This window comes from Ruminococcus sp. OM04-4AA (assembly GCF_003462585.1).
GTDB lineage: Bacteria > Bacillota > Clostridia > Lachnospirales > Lachnospiraceae > Mediterraneibacter > Mediterraneibacter faecis.
Genome location: NZ_QTZH01000001.1, coordinates 74,571 through 92,652 on the forward strand (window position 1 = coordinate 74,571; position 18,082 = coordinate 92,652).

Here is an 18,082-nt window from a genome sequence, read left to right on the forward strand (position 1 = left end):
TGAATAAAAAGATAAACAAAATGGAGGAATTATATAATGTATACAGAAAAGGTAATGGATCATTTCCAGCATCCAAGAAATGTAGGGGAAATTGAAAATGCAAGTGGCGTAGGAACAGTGGGAAATGCGAAATGTGGAGATATCATGAGAATTTATCTTGATATTGATGAAAATCAGATCATTCGTGATGTAAAGTTTAAAACATTCGGGTGTGGAGCAGCTGTTGCAACTTCCAGTATGGCAACAGAGATGGTTAAAGGAAAAAGCATTCAGGAAGCAATGGAGGTAACAAACAAAGCCGTTATGGAAGCTCTTGACGGACTTCCGCCGGTAAAGGTTCACTGTTCACTTCTTGCAGAGGAAGCAATCCATGCAGCACTCTGGGATTATGCAGAGAAACACGGTATCAAGATTGAGGGACTTCAGAAACCGAAGTCAGATATTCACGAAGGTGAAGAAGCAGAGGAAGAGGAATATTAATGAGCAAAGGCAAAGTTGTTGTTGGAATGTCCGGGGGAGTAGATTCCTCCGTGGCAGCCTGGCTTTTGAAAGAACAAGGCTATGATGTGATCGGTGTGACGATGCAGATCTGGCAGGATGAGGACAATGAGGTTCAAGAAGAAAACGGCGGCTGTTGCGGGCTCAGTGCGGTAGACGATGCAAGACGTGTTGCATCGTCTATTGGTATTCCGTATTATGTGATGAATTTTAAACAGGAATTCCAGAAAAATGTAATTGATTACTTTACGGAAGAATACCTGAACGGAAGAACACCTAACCCGTGTATTGCCTGCAACCGTTATGTGAAATGGGAAGCACTTTTGCAGAGAAGTCTTTCCATCGGAGCAGACTATATCGCAACAGGACATTATGCGAGGATTGATAAACTTCCGAATGGAAGATACGCAATCCGAAGATCTGCGACGCTTGCGAAAGACCAGACTTATGCACTTTATAACCTGACTCAGGAGCAACTGGCGCATACGCTGATGCCGGTTGGAAATTATTCAAAGGATAAGATCCGTGAGATGGCAGAAGAAATTGGACTGCAGGTTGCTAACAAGCCAGATAGTCAGGATATCTGTTTTGTTCCGGATGGAGATTATGCAACCTTTATTGAAGAAAATGCAGATACTCCGATCCGTCAGGGGAATTTTGTAACACCGGACGGAAAGATTCTTGGAAAACACAAAGGAATCATTCATTATACGGTAGGGCAGCGTAAAGGGCTTGGACTTGCGCTGGGATATCCGGCATTTGTACTTGAGATTCGTCCGGAAACAGATGAAGTTGTGATTGGAACATACGAAGAATCTTTAACGCATACGCTGCGTGCGAATGAATTGAATTTCATGAGTGTAGAAGATATCACAGAACCCATCCGGGTGTTTGCAAAGATCCGTTACAATCATAAAGGAGCCTGGTGCACAGTGGAAAAGACAGGGGAAGATGAAATCACCTGCACATTTGATGAACCAATCCGTGCAGTGACACCGGGACAGGCGGTTGTTCTCTATGATGGTGAGTATGTATTAGGAGGCGGCACAATATTATGATAGCATGTGATGCGCATATGCATACAAGATTTTCAGAAGATAGTGATGCATCTGTACATTCCATGCTTGATGCAGCGGTGAATAAAGGAATGCAGGCAGTCTGCATCACGGATCATCTTGATAAAGACTTTCCGGAAACACCGGATTTTCCGGCGGGTGCATTTATGTTCGACCTGGATGAATATTTCAGCAGACTGACGCAATTAAAAACAGAATATCAGAAGAAACTGGAAGTCCGGATTGGTGTAGAGATCGGACTTCAGCCACACCTGGGAGAATATTATAAAGAACTGACAGAAAAATATCCGTTTGATTTTGTGATCGGTTCAATACACCTTATCCATGGACAGGATCCGTATTATCGTGGATTTTTTGAAGGACGAAGTGATGAGGAGGCTTATCATGAAGCATTTCAGGTGGCAATTGAAAACCTGAAAAAAATAAATTCCTTCGATAGCCTGGGACATTTGGACTATGTTGTCCGTTATGGCGCACATCAGGCAGAAGAATATTCTTACAGAAAATATGCAGAAGAGATCGATGAGATACTAAAACATCTGATCAGTCATGGAAAAGGACTTGAGATGAACATGGCAGGAATGAAATATGGACTTGGATTTCCAAACCCGCATCCGGATGTTATCAGAAGATATAAGGAGCTTGGTGGTGAAATTGTCACAATCGGAGCAGATGCACACAGGCCGGAACATGTAGCTTTTGACTATGAGCAGGCAGGAGAGATACTTGCAGGCTGTGGTTTTAGTTATTATGCAGAATTTAAGGGGCGGAAACCGGTGTTTAGGAGAATTGTTCCATAAAATTAGAATTATATGGATTTAAGGCTTGAATTTTTGTTCTTGTTTTAGTACAATGAATCTAGTTGATGAATATTTAACAATTATCGCTTTGTTAAATTCATCGCCATGGCTGGAGATACAGCCATAAATTTTTTAAACTTTTTAGGAGGAATTAATCATGGCAGTAAAAGTAGCGATTAATGGTTTTGGACGTATCGGACGTCTTGCTTTCAGACAGATGTTCGGAGCAGAAGGATATGAGGTAGTAGCAATCAACGACCTTACATCTCCTAAGATGCTTGCTCACTTATTAAAATATGACTCAACTCAGGGAACATACGCTCTTGCAGATACAGTAGAAGCAGGAGAGGATTCTATCACAGTTGACGGAAAAGAGATCAAGATCTACGCAAAAGCTAACGCAGCTGAGCTTCCTTGGGGAGAGATCGGTGTTGACGTTGTTCTGGAGTGTACAGGATTCTACACATCCAAAGCAAAAGCTCAGGCTCACATCGATGCAGGTGCTAAGAAAGTAGTTATTTCTGCTCCAGCTGGAAATGACCTTCCGACAATCGTTTACAATGTAAACCACGAAGAACTTACAAAAGAGGACAACATCATCTCCGCAGCTTCTTGTACAACAAACTGCCTGGCTCCGATGGCAAAAGCTCTTAACGACCTTGCAGCAATCAAGTCCGGTATCATGTGTACAATCCACGCTTACACAGGAGATCAGATGACACTTGATGGACCGCAGAGAAAAGGTGATCTTAGAAGATCTCGTGCAGCTGCAGTTAACATCGTACCAAACAGCACAGGTGCTGCTAAAGCAATCGGTCTTGTTATCCCAGAACTGAACGGAAAACTTATCGGATCTGCTCAGCGTGTTCCTACACCAACAGGTTCTACAACAATCCTTACAGCAGTAGTTGAGGGAGAAGTTACTGTAGATCAGATCAACGCAGCTATGAAAGCAGCTTCTAACGAGTCCTTCGGATACAACACAGATGAGATCGTATCCAGCGACATCGTAGGAATGAGATTTGGATCACTGTTTGATGCAACTCAGACAATGGCTCTTCCAGTTGGTGATGGTACAACAGAGGTTCAGGTTGTTTCATGGTATGACAACGAGAACTCTTACACAAGCCAGATGGTAAGAACAATCAAACACTTCGGAACACTTCTTGAGGCTTAATTTTATATTAAATACTCAGAATTAATCTGAATTATTGACTCACAATGGGGTCCGGTCTTATTGTAGGACCGGATCCTTTTTAATGTGATCGTTAAATATCTGCTGGTGATAATTCACACGGAATTTATGAGACGATCAGGAAAAAGACAAGATACAGGAGGCTATGAAAAATGGCAGCACTTAATAAAAAATCCGTAGATGATATCAATGTAAAAGGAAAAAGAGTTCTTGTAAGATGTGATTTCAACGTACCGCTTCAGGATGGAAAGATCACAGATGAGAACCGTATCGTGGCAGCTCTTCCTACAATCAAGAAGCTGATCGCTGATGGAGGAAAAGTAATTCTTTGTTCCCACCTTGGAAAACCGAAGGGAGAGCCAAAGCCGGAGCTTTCACTTGCACCAGTAGCAGTAAGACTTTCTGAGCTCCTTGGACAGGAAGTTAAATTTGCAGCTGATCCGGAAGTAGTTGGACCAAACGCAAAAGCAGCTGTTGAAGCTATGAAAGACGGAGATGTTGTTCTTCTTGAAAACACACGTTACAGAGCAGAAGAGACAAAGAACGGTGAAGCATTCAGCAAAGACCTTGCTTCTCTTTGCGATGTATTCGTAAACGATGCATTCGGAACAGCTCATAGAGCACACTGTTCTAACGTAGGTGTTACACAGTTTGTTGACACAGCAGTTGTTGGATACCTTATGCAGAAAGAAATCGATTTCCTTGGAAATGCAGTAGAGAATCCGGAAAGACCATTTGTTGCAATCCTTGGAGGATCTAAAGTATCCAGTAAGATTTCTGTAATCAACAACCTTCTTGACAAAGTTGATACTCTGATCATTGGTGGTGGAATGTGCTACACATTCACAAAAGCTCAGGGCGGAAGCGTAGGAAATTCCCTTCTTGAGGAAGATTACTTACAGTACGCACTTGACATGGTTAAGAAAGCAGAAGAGAAAGGTGTAAAACTTCTTCTTCCAGTTGATGCTGTAGCAGCAGACGCTTTCTCTAACGATGCAAATACACAGGTAGTAGCTCAGAATGAGATCCCAGAAGGATGGATGGGACTTGATATCGGACCAAAGACAGCTGAGATGTTTGCAGACGCTGTTAAATCTGCGAAGACAGTTGTATGGAACGGACCAATGGGATGCTTTGAGATGCCGAAATTCGCTGATGGAACAAAGGCAGTTGCAGAAGCACTTGCTAACACAGATGCTGTAACAATCATCGGTGGTGGAGATTCCGCAGCAGCTGTTAACCAGCTCGGATATGGTGACAAGATGACACACATCTCTACAGGTGGTGGAGCTTCTCTTGAATTCCTTGAAGGAAAAGAACTTCCGGGAGTAGCAGCAGCTAACGATAAATAATATGAAACGTATGCATGAGAAGCTGATTGTGACAGCTTCTCTGTGTATAAATTTAGAGATTTCTAAAGGAGAAAAGAACAATGGCAAGAAAGAAAATTATTGCAGGAAACTGGAAAATGAACAAAACTCCAAGCGAGGCAGTAGCACTTGTAGAGGAGTAAAACCACTTGTAGCTAACGAAGAAGTAGACGTAGTATTCTGCGTACCGGCTATCGATATCGTACCAGTTGTAGAGGCTGCAAAAGGAACAAACATCCAGGTTGGAGCTGAGAACATGTATTTCGAGGAGAGTGGAGCTTACACAGGTGAGATTTCTCCGAACATGCTTGTAGATGCAGGTGTTAAATATGTTGTTCTCGGACATTCAGAGAGAAGAGATTACTTCGGTGAGACAAATGAAGATGTTAACAAGAAAGTCCTCAAAGCATTTGAGCATGGTATTACACCAATCATGTGCTGTGGAGAGACTCTTGAGCAGAGAGAGCAGGGCGTAACAATGGACTTCATCCGTCAGCAGGTTAAGGTTGGATTCCAGGGTGTTACAGCAGATCAGGCTAAGACAGCAGTTATCGCTTACGAGCCAATCTGGGCAATCGGAACAGGAAAGACAGCTACAACAGAGCAGGCTGAAGAAGTTTGCGCAGGAATCCGTGCTTGCATCGCTGAAGTATATGATGAAGCTACAGCAGAAGCAATCCGTATCCAGTACGGCGGATCTGTAAACGCAGCTACAGCTCCTGAACTTTTTGCACAGGCTAACATCGATGGAGGTCTTGTAGGTGGAGCTTCCCTTAAGGCTGATTTCGGAAAGATCGTAAACTACAAATAATAAGATCTTAAAGCTGTTTTATAATAACAGATAATTAAGAAAGGTCATCTGGTCAGAAAGATATCTATATTGCCGGGCACAGGTAGTGCGGACAGTAGCAATAGAGATAGTAATTCTGACCGGATGGCCTTTTTTCTTGACTTTGAAAATCATTTGAGTGTATCATAGAGGAGATTGATAAAATAAAGTAACAGCTTAATGAAGAAAATAAAGCAACTAAGAAAAGGGAATAGAAAAGATAGGAGATTGAGAAGCTATGGTAGGAATTATCGGAGCAATGGAAGAAGAAGTCCGTGAGCTGATCGAGGATATGACAGAATGCGAGATGCAGGAGAGAGCATCCATGAAGTTTTATAAAGGTATGCTTTATGGAAAAGAAGCAGTTGTTGTACAGAGCGGAATTGGAAAGGTGAATGCTGCAATTTGTACACAGATTCTTGCAGACTTTTATCAGGTAGATCAGCTGATCAATACAGGTGTAGCCGGTTCTCTGGATGCAGAGATCAATATCGGAGATATTGTTGTATCTACAGATGCAGTAGAACATGATATGGATGTCAGCGCATTGGGAGATCCTGTCGGACAGGTGCCGCGTATGGATGTATTTGCATTTCCGGCAGATAAAGAACTTGTGAGAAAAGCAGTGGAAGCAAATAAAAAGGCGAATTCAGATATTCGTACATTTACAGGAAGAGTTGCAAGCGGAGACCAGTTTATTTCTGAAAAAGAAGTAAAAGAACGTATTGTTAATAATTTTGGTGCGAAATGTGCTGAGATGGAAGGAGCAGCAATTGCTCACGGTGCATATCTGAATCACGTTCCATGTGTGATCATTCGTGCAATCTCAGATAAGGCAGATGGAAGTGCACAGGTGGACTATCCTACATTTGAGAAACAGGCGATCGTTCATGGTGTGAAGCTGATGAAAGAATTGCTTCCGACACTATAAGATTTTATTGTAGTGATTTTCACATGAATTCAGGCGAAAATCTGCTTATTTTCAGATATATTTGACCAGAGCTCTGACTTGCAAAATTGTGCTAAAACTAGTACAATAAAGCGTAGAGTTAAAAAATAGACAATCTTAATGCAAAGGAGATATTGAGATGAGCAAAAAACCAACCGTATTAATGATTTTAGATGGATATGGATTAAGAGATAAGACAGAGGGTAACGCAGTAGCTCTTGCGAATACCCCTGTTATGGATAAACTGATGGCAGAGTATCCGTTTGTAAAGGGAAATGCCAGCGGACTTTCTGTTGGTCTTCCGGATGGACAGATGGGTAACTCAGAAGTAGGACATATGAATATGGGTGCCGGACGTATCATTTATCAGGAACTTACAAAGATCACAAAGTCTATCGAAGACGGAGAATTCTTTGAGAACAAAGCTCTTCTTGCAGCTTGTGAGAATGTAAAGAAGAATGATTCTGCACTTCACCTGATGGGACTTGTATCTGACGGAGGAGTTCATAGTCATATTACTCATATTTATGGAATTCTTGAGCTCGCCAAGAGACAGGGAATCGAGAAAGTATATGTTCATTGTTTCCTTGACGGCCGTGATACACCACCGGCATCAGGTAAAGAATATGTAGAGCAGCTTGAAGCAAAGATGAAAGAGATTGGTGTAGGTGAAGTTGCATCTGTATCCGGACGTTACTATGCAATGGATCGTGATAATCGTTGGGATCGTGTGGAGAAAGCTTACAAAGCATTAGTTGCAGGAGAAGGCAATACAGCAGAGTCTGCAACAGCTGGAATCCAGGCTTCTTACGATGAGGATGTAACAGATGAGTTCGTAGTACCATTTGTTGTAACAAAAGACGGTGCTGCAACAGCAACAATCAAAGAAAATGATTCCGTTGTATTCTTCAACTTCCGTCCTGACAGAGCAAGAGAGCTCACAAGAACATTCTGTGATGACAGCTTTGACGGATTCGAAAGAGGAGCTAGAGTGAAGACTACATTTGTATGTTTCACAGAGTATGATGCTACAATCGAGAATAAGATGGTTGCATTCGTAAAAGAATCTATTACGAATACATTTGGACAGTTCCTTGCAGATAACGGACTGAAACAGGCTCGTATTGCAGAGACAGAGAAATATGCTCACGTAACATTCTTCTTCAATGGTGGAGTAGAAGAGCCGAATGAGGGAGAGGACAGAATCCTTGTGAAATCCCCTAAGGTTGCTACTTATGACCTGAAACCGGAGATGAGCGCTTACGAAGTATGTGACAAGCTTGTTGGAGCGATCAAGTCTGAGAACTATGATGTGATCGTGATCAACTTTGCAAACCCTGACATGGTAGGACATACAGGTGTTCAGGAAGCTGCGATCAAGGCTGTAGAAGCAGTTGATGAGTGTGTAGGAAAGGCTGTAGAGGCTCTGAAAGAAGTAAACGGACAGATGTTCATCTGCGCTGACCACGGAAATGCAGAGCAGCTGATCGACGAGGAGACAGGTGAGCCATTCACAGCTCATACAACAAATCCGGTACCGTTTATCCTTGTAAATGCTGATCCGGCTTACAAGTTAAGAGAAGGCGGATGCCTGGCAGACATCGCTCCGACACTGATCGAGCTGATGGGAATGCAGCAGCCGGCTGAGATGACAGGAAAATCTCTGTTGACAAAATAATTCATGGTCATTGAATTTTGATTCAGGTAACTTGAATGATTACTTCAAAAGAAATGAATCTGAAAGAAAATTGCGTGAATTAAGATAGAAGTAAAAAGGGAAAGCTATTGACTGCGATAACAACAGTGTTTGTTTTAGTTTATCGTAATTGATAGCTTTCCTTTTCCCTATAGATTACTGTTCAAAGTAGTCCCATCGCCAAAGGCGATTTAAAATGTCGAGATGCGTTGCTGGTCGCACATCGTGAGAACAGTAACCTATGGTTCAGAGAAGAAAGGAAAAGTCATGCGTGAAAGATTGACAAAAAATGATGTGGAAAAGATTCAGGCAGAGATTGAGCATCGAAAATTAGTAGAACGTAAAGAACTGATTGAAGCGGTGAAAGAAGCAAGAGCTCATGGAGATTTGAGTGAGAACTTTGAATACCATGCAGCAAAAAAAGCGAAAAATCAGAACGAAAGCCGCATTCGTTATCTGGAGAGGATGCTAAAGACGGCTGAAATCGTGGAGGATCATTCCAAATCCGATGAAATTGGCTTGAATAATACTGTGGAACTTTATTGTGAAGATGACGATGAAGTTGAGACATATCGTATTGTAACTTCTGTAAGAGGAAGTTCTTTGAATGGACTGATCAGTATAGAATCACCAATCGGAAAAGCACTGCTCGGACATAAAGAAGGCGAAAGAGTCTATATTAAAGTGAACGATGATTTTGGCTATTATGTGATGATTCGTAAAGTGATCAAAACTGAAAGTGAAGAGGATGATCAGATTAGAAAATTTTAATAGAGTGAGGAATTGGAAATGAAAATAACAACTGTATTATTTGATCTGGACGGAACACTTACAGATTCAGGTCCCGGAATTATGAATTCCGTAAAATATGCATTAGAGAAGGCAGGAGGGCCGGTACCAAAGACAGATGAACTGCGTAAATTTATCGGTCCTCCGCTCAAAGGCCAGTTTATGGAACATTGTGGAATAAGCGAAGAAAGAGCAGCAGAGATGGTTACTCTTTATCGAGAATATTTCACAGTGACAGGTATTTTTGAAAACAGTGTGTATGATGGCGTAGAAGAGATGCTAAAGACACTGAAAGAAGCAGGCATCAAGATTGCAATGGCAACATCAAAACCGGAAAAATTTGCAAAAATCATTGCAGATCACTTTGGACTTGCAAAATATTTCGATGTGATCGGCGGGGCATGTATGGATGAGACACGTACAGAAAAACAAGATGTTATCCATTATGTTTTGGAACAGTGCGAAGAAAAAGAACTGGATAAGATCGTGATGGTCGGAGACCGTTCTTATGACATACTTGGTGGCCATGCGGAAGGTCTGAAAGTAATCGGTGTTCTGTACGGATATGGAGATTTGAAAGAACTCTCGCAGGCAGGCGCAGATGCACTGGCAACAACACCGCAGGAAGTGGTAGAACTGGTTCTGGCAACATCATAAAGGTATAAAGCAAACAGATTTAACATTTGGCTGATTTATTTTACATAGATTTAGCATTGGAAGAAAATGAGACTTTACAAATACCCTCTATACTAATAATTGTCAAAGAAAAAATACTCAGACATTTTTAGTAGAAAGAGGGTAATTTTTATGTATGGAAAACTTTGGAATTTTGTAAATCAATATATAGATAAAGAGCATGCACTTGCAGTGTATCTGCCAATTCTGATCGTAGGCTGGACGATTATAGGAACAGTACTCGGAATGGGAGTCTGCTCTGTGATTCGAATCAATCTTGTACAAAGTCTGTCAGATATCATCTGCGTTGGCGGATATGCAGGGATTATATTGGGGCTTTTCGGAGGAATCCTCTACTTGTACCGCAAATAAAGATTTGACGTAGAGATCGTTTTACTGATATACGGACGAAAACTGAAAATATTATTTTAGAGAGTTGATTGTTAGAAGATGGATATAGGAACGTCGACTCAGGGTTACGCATACTGTTCATACTAAGAAAAACAACAGATTGCTAAAAGCAAAGAAAGGATTGACAAACTCGCTGCCGCTCAGACAGCTGTCAATCCTTTCTTTAACGCAATCTATTGTTTTTTAAGTATGAGCAAGCATGCTCCACATTCATCTACGTCCCTATACCCATCTTCTAACATAAAGCTCCTCGAAGCTCATATTTTCTGTTTTCTGTTTATTGAAAAAATCGATTTCAACGCTAAATTTTATTAGGTGCAAAAACGTTTGAGATATGGATATCATTCTATAGAATTTCCGTTGCGCCTGCTTCTCAAGTAGAGTTCTTCTTTCGAGAGAGTAGAAATCAGATAGCGCTGAAGAACTTACTGATAGACAGCCATCGAGGGTTTGATTCAGGTGACTGTTCTGTGTGCTTGGAAAGACTTAAAAAACAAAAGGTTACGTTAAAGCAGTGCGAGGCTACTGTCTGAAGCGGCAGCGAGTTTGCCGAGCACTGCTTTGTTTTTAGTAATCTTTCGTTTTTCTTAGTCTTTCCTGTATACAGAACCCGGAGCCTGAATCAAACCCTCGATGTCTGTCTGTTCGAATAAACTTTATATGCGATATCTGATTTCGTCCGAACTCGAAAAAGAATCCCTACGATAAATCTTTATTTCTCCAGATTTTTGAACGCTGTCGACAGCATCAGTTTAATTCGATTCAACTGATTTACTTCACTTGCGCCCGGATCGAAATCGATTGCTACGATGTTCGACTCCGGATGTCTGCGGCGAAGTTCTTTGATAACTCCCTTACCGACAACATGGTTTGGCAGGCAGGCGAATGGCTGTGTGCAGACGATGTTTCCTGCACCGCTGTGGATAAGCTCAAGCATCTCACCGGTCAGGAACCATCCTTCACCGGTCTGGTTTCCGAGAGATACGATCTCTGAAGCCATTTTTGCAAGATCTTCAATGTGAGCCGGCGGATCAAAGCGTTTACTTTCTGCAAATGCTTTGGAAGCCGGAGCACGGAACCATTCCAAAGCTTTGATTCCAAGGTTTCCAGCTGTAGCTTTGGACTTCTTCATTCCCAAGTGGGAAACTTTGAAGTTCTGATTGTAGAAGCAGTAGAGCAGGAAATCAAGAAGATCCGGAACAACTGCCTCAGCCCCTTCGCTTTCAAGAAGCTCTGCCAGATGATTGTTGGCAGCCGGAAGGAATTTAACCAGGATTTCTCCAACGATTCCAACACGAGGTTTCTTAATGTCGAGTGTCTCGATATTATCAAAATCATTGATGATATCTTTACAAAGTTTCTTGAATCTCTTACGGGAAGGATAGCCTTCGGATACAAACTTCTTAACAACTTCAGCCCATTTACGGTGAATCTTATCTGTGGTTCCCGGTATGGCCTCGTAAGGACGCATACGGTAAACACATTTCATAAAGATATCTCCGAATACTGCTGCGTAGATTCCACGAAGAACCAGTGCAGGAGAAAGTTTAAATCCAGGGTTATCTTCTAATCCACTTAAATTAAGTGAGATTACCGGAACGTGTTCCATGCCGGCTTTCTTAAGTGCACGGCGAATGAATCCAATATAGTTAGAAGCACGGCAGCCACCACCAGTCTGTGTAATGATAACAGCTGTATGATTTAAGTCATATTTTCCGGATAACAGTGCATCCATGATCTGACCGACAACGATCAGAGAAGGGTAGCAGGCATCGTTATTTACATATTTTAATCCCATATCGACAGCCTGCTTGTTATCGTTAGGAAGAACATCGATGTTGTATCCGGCAGCGCGGAAAGCAGGCTCAAGCAGTTCGAAATGAACCGGAGACATCTGCGGGCAGAGAATTGTATAATCCTTACGCATCTCTTTTGTAAATGTAACCTTTTTGATAGAAGCCGGATGAATGATGCGTTTTTCCTGTTTCTTTTCACGCACACGGATTGCGGCGAGAAGGGAACGCACACGGATTCTTGCAGCTCCAAGATTGTTTACTTCATCAATCTTCAAAGTTGTGTAGATCTTATCTGAATTTGTAAGGATCTCAGCAACCTGATCTGTTGTAACAGCATCCAGTCCACATCCGAAGGAGTTAAGCTGGATCAGATCAAGATTCTCCGTTGTCTTCACATAATTTGCAGCTGCATACAGTCTGGAGTGGTACATCCACTGATCCATGACATTCAGAGGGTGCTCTGCCGGATTCAAATGAGAGACAGAGTCTTCTGTAAGTACTGCAATATTGTAGGATGTAATCAATTCAGGAAGACCATGATTTACCTCCGGATCGATATGGTATGGACGACCGGCAAGTACGATACCGCGGTTTCCTGTTTCATTTAAGAAACGGATTGTTTCTTCCCCTTTATTTCTCATATCCTGACGACAGGCAGCCAGTTCATTCCATGCGTCATGGACTGCTGACTTGATTTCGCTTTCGGAAAGAGAGAACTTCTTACTTAATTCTTCTACAAGACGATAAGAAATCGTCTCTTCACTTTCAAAATTCAAGAATGGATGGATGAAATCAACTTCTCCGTTGACGATCGGATCCATATTATTCTTGATGTTTTCCGGATAAGAAGTAACGATCGGACAATTGTAGTGGTTGTCAGAATCAGCAAATTCTTTCCGTTCATACGGGATTGACGGATAGAAAATGTGTTTTACTCCCTGATTGATCAGCCACTGTACATGTCCGTGCGCCAGTTTCGCCGGATAACACTCGGATTCACTTGGAATAGATTCAATACCAAGTTCATAAATCTTTCTTGTGGAAGCCGGTGACAGAACTACACGGAATCCAAGTTTTGTAAAAAATGTGAACCAGAACGGATAGTTCTCGTACATATTCAGCACACGAGGAATACCGATTAATCCGTGCTTTGCTTCTTCCTCGGAAAGAGGTTCGTAATCAAAATAGCGATGCAATTTATATTCAAATAAGTTCGGCATCTGATTTTTTGATTTCTCTTTTCCAAGTCCGCGCTCACAACGGTTTCCTGTGATGAATTTACGTCCACCACTGAAATGGTTGATTGTCAGACGACAGTTGTTTGTACATCCACGACATTTTGTCATTGTTGTGGAGTATTCAAGAGAACGGATGTCATCAATGGAAAGCATTGTTGTGCCTTCGCAGTCGACATAACGTTCTCGGGCAATCAGAGCAGCACCGAATGCACCCATGATTCCGGCAATGTCCGGGCGGATTGCTTCGCAGTTCGCAATTTTCTCAAAGCTTCGAAGAACTGCATTATTATAGAAGGTACCTCCCTGAACAACAATATGATTTCCGAGTTCGGATGCGTCAGATACTTTGATCACCTTGAACAGTGCATTCTTGATAACAGAATAAGCAAGTCCGGCTGAGATATCAGCAACAGACGCCCCCTCTTTCTGTGCTTGTTTTACTTTGGAGTTCATAAATACAGTACAGCGTGTTCCGAGATCGATCGGGTTCTGTGCATAAAGAGCTTCGTGAGCAAAATCCTCTACAGAATAATTCAGAGATTTTGCAAATGTCTCAATGAAAGAACCACATCCGGAAGAGCAGGCTTCGTTCAGCTGAACACTGTCGACAGTCTGATTTTTGATCTTGATACATTTCATATCCTGACCGCCGATGTCCAGAATACAGTCTACATCCGGCTCAAAGAAGGATGCTGCATAATAATGAGAAACAGTCTCAACTTCTCCCTCGTCAAGCATCAGAGCAGCTTTGATCAGTGCCTCGCCGTATCCTGTGGAACAGGAATGAACAATCTCTACACCCTCCGGGAGTTGATCGTAAATATCTTTGATTGCTGTGATCGTTGTACCAAGCGGATCTCCGTCGTTGTTGTGATAGAAAGAATAAAGAAGTGTTCCGTCTTCACCAACGAGAGCCGCTTTTGTAGTTGTTGAACCGGCATCGATTCCAAGAAATGCTTTTCCTTTGTATGAGGCAAGATCTTTTACCGGCACCTGATGCTTTGCATGGCGGGAAATGAATTCCTCGTAATCAGCAGTTGTTGCAAACAGTGGATCCAGACGTTCCACTTCGAAATCCATTTGGATTTTATTCTCGAGACGATTCTGCATATCACGCAGTTCCATCGGAGTATCTCTTTTGGAATTCAGTGCAGAACCAATCGCAGCAAACAAATGTGAGTGGTTCGGTGCAATAATATGTTCATCATCCAGTTTCAGTGTACGGATGAAGGCTTCCCTTAACTCTGAGAGGAAATGAAGCGGACCTCCTAAAAAGGCAACGTGACCGCGAATTGGTTTTCCACAGGCAAGACCACTGATGGTCTGATTCACAACAGCCTGGAAAATGGATGCGGCAAGATCTTCCTTAGCGGCACCATCGTTGATCAGTGGCTGGATATCTGTCTTGGCAAATACACCGCAGCGCGCAGCGATAGAGTATAATGCTTTGTAATTTTTAGCGTATTCATTCAGACCGGAAGCATCTGTCTGAAGAAGAGATGCCATCTGGTCAATGAAAGAACCTGTACCACCGGCACAGACACCATTCATACGCTGTTCTACATTTCCACCCTCAAAATAAATGATCTTCGCATCTTCTCCGCCAAGCTCAATTGCTACATCTGTCTGAGGAGCGTAATCCTGCAGTGCAGTGGAGACAGCAATTACCTCCTGGACAAATGGAACACCGAGGTGTTTGGCAAGTGTCAGACCACCGCTTCCTGTGATGACAGGAGAAACCTGGATTGGTCCAAGTTTATAAAGGGCACGGCCAAGTAAATCGGAAAGCGTCTCCTGGATATTAGCGAAATGGCGCTCATAATCAGAGAAGAGGACTTCATTTTCATCATTAAGAATTGCAATTTTTACTGTCGTGGAACCAATGTCGATTCCTAAAGTATGTAGATTTTTTGCGTTCATAATTAATATCCCCAATCTTTTGTAATTCAGTTAATTTGTCAAATTTATATGAGTTACTACCTATTAAATGCGTTTGTTAGTTCGCAATAAATATCATTATACGACAAGATCCTCAAAAAGACAATGGTCATTGTAGTGTAGTAAGTGTAAAGAAATAGGGGGGAATATGGCAATAATGTCTAAGTAGAAAAAGAAAGAAAACATCATATTCTTGTTAAAAGTGTATTAATATAAAAACAATCGTTTGACAAAACAAGTCTTCCCTTGTACAATTACTGCTATACGAAGATGCAAGTGCTGGCCACACGTAGTGGACAGCGATATTAAAATGAAAATAGAAGGAGAATACGAGTTGAACTGGCTTGATAAATTAGAAAAAAAATTAGGTCGTTTTGCAATACCGAATCTTACGGTGTATCTGCTGGCTGGGTATGTGATAGGTTTCGCTATTTATTATTTAGCACCGGGACTTTTAGGATGGCTTACACTGGAACCGGCATATATTTTAAGAGGACAGGTCTGGAGGATTATTTCCTGGGTATTGATTCCACCGACGGGAAGTTTGATTTCCTTGCTGTTTCTTGTGTTATTGTATTATTCTCTTGGCTCAGCCCTTGAGAGAACATGGGGAACATTCCGTTATAATGTATACATTTTTTCAGGAATACTTTTTACAGTGATCGCAGTATTCATACTGTATGGTGTGTTTTATCTTATCTATGGAATTGAACTTCCGCTTTCAAGTATCGGATTGATCAGCACGAACTATATTACAATGTCTATCTTTTTGGCATTTGCTTCCATCTATCCGGATATGGAAGTTTTACTCTATTTTATTTTACCGATTAAGATGAAATGGATGGCTTTCGTATATGCGGCAATGGCACTGTACTATTTCTTTACAGGAAGTCTCGCAACGAAAGTTGCGATTGCAGCATCCTTATTGAACTTTGTTATCTTTTTCTTGTCCAGCAGGAATATGAAGCGTTTCAGTCCGAAAGAGCAGGCGAGAAAAGCAAAGTTTAAACAGCAGACGAGACCACATATGACATATGCGAATGGGGCAAGACATCGTTGTGCGGTTTGCGGACGTACAGAACTAGATGATCCGACATTGGAGTTCCGTTTTTGTTCAAAATGTAATGGAAACTATGAGTATTGCCAGGAACATTTATTTACACATGAACATGTGAAGTAGAAAATGAGAATTGTGTAACGCATATTTCTCATAGTTTACCGGAGATGAGGTATGGCAGTGCAGTGTATCAGATCAGAGTTGCAGCCGAAAGTGATACAGTGCAGCTTCGCTCCAGGTGTATAGGAACTTTAAGGTTATATTTTTTAAAGGAGAGATTGACTTAGTATGAAAAAAACAAAAGTAGTATGTACGATGGGACCAAACACAAATGATAGAGAACTGATGAGAAAACTCATCCAGAATGGCATGGATGTAGCTCGTTTCAACTTCTCTCATGGTGATCATGAAGAACAGAAGGGTCGTATGGATATGCTCAAAGAGCTTCGCGAGGAAGAGCATGCAACGACAGCTATTCTTCTGGATACAAAGGGACCAGAGATCCGTACAGGTGTTCTGAAAGACGGAAAGAAGATTAAGCTTGAAACAGGGAAGACCTTTACACTTACTACAGAAGATATTGTTGGAGATGAGAATAAAGTATCTATCACATATAAGGGACTTGCAGAAGATGTAAGTGAAGGAAAGATTATTTTGATCGATGATGGTCTGATCGGACTGAAAGTAATCGGAAAAACAGACAAAGAAATTCATTGTGAGATCATCAACGGTGGTGAACTCGGAGAGAAAAAGGGCGTTAATGTACCGGGAGTACCGGTAAGACTTCCGGCAATCACTGAGAAAGATAAAGAAGATATTAAATTCGGAGCAGAGCAGGGAATTGATTTTATTGCTGCATCTTTCGTAAGAAATGCAGAGTGTATTCTTGAGATCAAGGCATATCTGAAGTCTCTCGGAGCTCCTTACATTCCGATTATCGCAAAGATTGAGAATGAAGAAGGAATCAGCAATATCGATGAGATCATCCGTGCAGCAGATGGTATCATGGTTGCCCGTGGAGACCTCGGAGTTGAGATACCGGCAGAGGAACTTCCATATCTTCAGAAGATGATGATCCAGAAATGTAACGATCAGTTCAAGACAGTTATCACAGCAACACAGATGCTTGATTCTATGATGCGTAATCCACGTCCGACAAGAGCTGAGGTAACAGACGTTGCGAACGCTGTATATGACGGAACAGATGCTGTAATGCTCTCAGGAGAGACAGCACAGGGTAAATACCCACTCGAGGCACTTCAGATGATGGTTCATATCATTGAGCAGACAGAGAAACACCTTGATTATGATATCATGCTTGAGAAAGAGCACGGTCATTTAAGAGGCGGAATATCCAGTGCAATCGGATATTCATCCGTACTGGCAGCAGCAAACCTGAATGCAAAATGTATCATTACACCATCTGTATCAGGAGCAACTTCAAGAGTTGTATCCAACTTAAGACCAAGACAGGAAATCCTTGGTGTAACTCCGAACGAGAGAACACTGAGAAGAATGTCTATTTACTGGGGCGTAAGACCGCTGAAGTCTCTTGAAGTTGATACAACAGAAGATATCTGTGAAAATGCGATCGAACTGGCACAGGTAAAACAGTATGTTGAGCCGGGAGATGTTGTAGTTATCACAGCTGGAATTCCTTCAACAAATGTAAGCAAAGAGAGAAGCTTTACAAGTAATATGATGAGAATTGCGACAGTAGATTAAATTAGAAAAAACTTTTAATAAGAGCCAGAACAGTTACCGT

At 41.8% G+C, this 18,082-nt stretch carries 13 protein-coding genes and 1 pseudogene; 13 read left to right on the forward strand and 1 reads right to left on the reverse strand.

What is annotated here, in order from left to right:
* Positions 1-36 precede the first annotated feature (36 nt).
* The 11 genes and pseudogenes from nifU (at position 37) to DXB52_RS00380 (ending at position 10,249) form a co-directional block, all read left to right on the forward strand.
* A complete protein-coding gene (nifU, locus tag DXB52_RS00330; RefSeq protein WP_117540123.1) occupies positions 37-480 on the forward strand; it encodes a Fe-S cluster assembly scaffold protein NifU in 444 nt (147 codons plus the stop codon).
* Entirely contained in the window at positions 480-1,556 is a 1,077-nt protein-coding gene (mnmA, locus tag DXB52_RS00335; RefSeq protein ID WP_117540125.1) for a tRNA 2-thiouridine(34) synthase MnmA, read from the forward strand. The genes nifU and mnmA overlap by 1 nt, the downstream gene beginning before the upstream one ends.
* Complete coding sequence (locus DXB52_RS00340) at positions 1,553-2,374, forward strand: histidinol-phosphatase HisJ family protein (RefSeq protein WP_117540127.1); 822 nt, start codon at positions 1,553-1,555, stop codon at positions 2,372-2,374. The genes mnmA and DXB52_RS00340 overlap by 4 nt, the downstream gene beginning before the upstream one ends.
* Before the next feature lie 157 nt (positions 2,375-2,531).
* Entirely contained in the window at positions 2,532-3,551 is a 1,020-nt protein-coding gene (gene gap, locus DXB52_RS00345) for a type I glyceraldehyde-3-phosphate dehydrogenase (protein WP_117540129.1), read from the forward strand.
* 170 nt (positions 3,552-3,721) lie between these two features.
* Entirely contained in the window at positions 3,722-4,921 is a 1,200-nt protein-coding gene (locus DXB52_RS00350) for a phosphoglycerate kinase (RefSeq protein ID WP_117540131.1), read from the forward strand.
* An 80-nt stretch (positions 4,922-5,001) separates the two neighbouring features.
* A pseudogene (gene tpiA, locus DXB52_RS00355) lies at positions 5,002-5,750 on the forward strand (triose-phosphate isomerase).
* A gap of 256 nt (positions 5,751-6,006) precedes the next feature.
* Entirely contained in the window at positions 6,007-6,699 is a 693-nt protein-coding gene (locus DXB52_RS00360; protein ID WP_117540135.1) for a 5'-methylthioadenosine/adenosylhomocysteine nucleosidase, read from the forward strand.
* 157 nt (positions 6,700-6,856) lie between these two features.
* Entirely contained in the window at positions 6,857-8,395 is a 1,539-nt protein-coding gene (gene gpmI, locus DXB52_RS00365; protein ID WP_118106239.1) for a 2,3-bisphosphoglycerate-independent phosphoglycerate mutase, read from the forward strand.
* Between the two features lie 285 nt (positions 8,396-8,680).
* A complete protein-coding gene (gene greA / locus DXB52_RS00370; protein ID WP_118106241.1) occupies positions 8,681-9,184 on the forward strand; it encodes a transcription elongation factor GreA in 504 nt (167 codons plus the stop codon).
* 18 nt (positions 9,185-9,202) lie between these two features.
* Positions 9,203-9,859 (forward strand): HAD family hydrolase, encoded by a 657-nt coding sequence (locus DXB52_RS00375; protein WP_117908064.1) that lies wholly within the window; start codon positions 9,203-9,205, stop codon positions 9,857-9,859.
* Between the two features lie 150 nt (positions 9,860-10,009).
* Complete coding sequence (locus tag DXB52_RS00380) at positions 10,010-10,249, forward strand: hypothetical protein (protein WP_117540143.1); 240 nt, start codon at positions 10,010-10,012, stop codon at positions 10,247-10,249.
* A gap of 751 nt (positions 10,250-11,000) precedes the next feature.
* Here DXB52_RS00380 and DXB52_RS00385 read toward each other — a convergent pair.
* Complete coding sequence (locus DXB52_RS00385) at positions 11,001-15,242, reverse strand: 2-hydroxyacyl-CoA dehydratase (RefSeq protein WP_118106243.1); 4,242 nt, start codon at positions 15,240-15,242, stop codon at positions 11,001-11,003.
* Between the two features lie 328 nt (positions 15,243-15,570).
* Between DXB52_RS00385 and DXB52_RS00390 the strand changes: the two genes are divergently transcribed.
* On the forward strand, positions 15,571-16,440 hold the full coding sequence (locus DXB52_RS00390; RefSeq protein WP_330677877.1) for a hypothetical protein: 870 nt from the start codon (positions 15,571-15,573) through the stop codon (positions 16,438-16,440).
* A gap of 165 nt (positions 16,441-16,605) precedes the next feature.
* The gene (pyk, locus tag DXB52_RS00395) at positions 16,606-18,042 is read left to right on the forward strand and encodes a pyruvate kinase (protein WP_117568112.1); all 1,437 of its coding nucleotides are present in this window, start codon (positions 16,606-16,608) and stop codon (positions 18,040-18,042) included.
* The last annotated feature ends 40 nt before the right edge of the window (positions 18,043-18,082 follow it).

Excerpts from the sequence above, each read along its gene's own strand:
- DXB52_RS00375 (WP_117908064.1), top strand. The coding sequence starts at position 9,203 with ATGAAAATAACAACTGTATTATTTGATCTGGACGGAACACTTACAGAT.
- DXB52_RS00390 (WP_330677877.1), top strand. The coding sequence starts at position 15,571 with ATGAAAATAGAAGGAGAATACGAGTTGAACTGGCTTGATAAATTAGAA.
- greA (WP_118106241.1), top strand. The coding sequence starts at position 8,681 with ATGCGTGAAAGATTGACAAAAAATGATGTGGAAAAGATTCAGGCAGAG.
- mnmA (WP_117540125.1), top strand. The coding sequence starts at position 480 with ATGAGCAAAGGCAAAGTTGTTGTTGGAATGTCCGGGGGAGTAGATTCC.
- gap (WP_117540129.1), top strand. The coding sequence starts at position 2,532 with ATGGCAGTAAAAGTAGCGATTAATGGTTTTGGACGTATCGGACGTCTT.
- DXB52_RS00380 (WP_117540143.1), top strand. The coding sequence starts at position 10,010 with ATGTATGGAAAACTTTGGAATTTTGTAAATCAATATATAGATAAAGAG.
- DXB52_RS00360 (WP_117540135.1), top strand. The coding sequence starts at position 6,007 with ATGGTAGGAATTATCGGAGCAATGGAAGAAGAAGTCCGTGAGCTGATC.
- nifU (WP_117540123.1), top strand. The coding sequence starts at position 37 with ATGTATACAGAAAAGGTAATGGATCATTTCCAGCATCCAAGAAATGTA.
- gpmI (WP_118106239.1), top strand. The coding sequence starts at position 6,857 with ATGAGCAAAAAACCAACCGTATTAATGATTTTAGATGGATATGGATTA.
- DXB52_RS00340 (WP_117540127.1), top strand. The coding sequence starts at position 1,553 with ATGATAGCATGTGATGCGCATATGCATACAAGATTTTCAGAAGATAGT.
- DXB52_RS00350 (WP_117540131.1), top strand. The coding sequence starts at position 3,722 with ATGGCAGCACTTAATAAAAAATCCGTAGATGATATCAATGTAAAAGGA.
- pyk (WP_117568112.1), top strand. The coding sequence starts at position 16,606 with ATGAAAAAAACAAAAGTAGTATGTACGATGGGACCAAACACAAATGAT.
- DXB52_RS00385 (WP_118106243.1), bottom strand. The coding sequence starts at position 15,242 with ATGAACGCAAAAAATCTACATACTTTAGGAATCGACATTGGTTCCACG.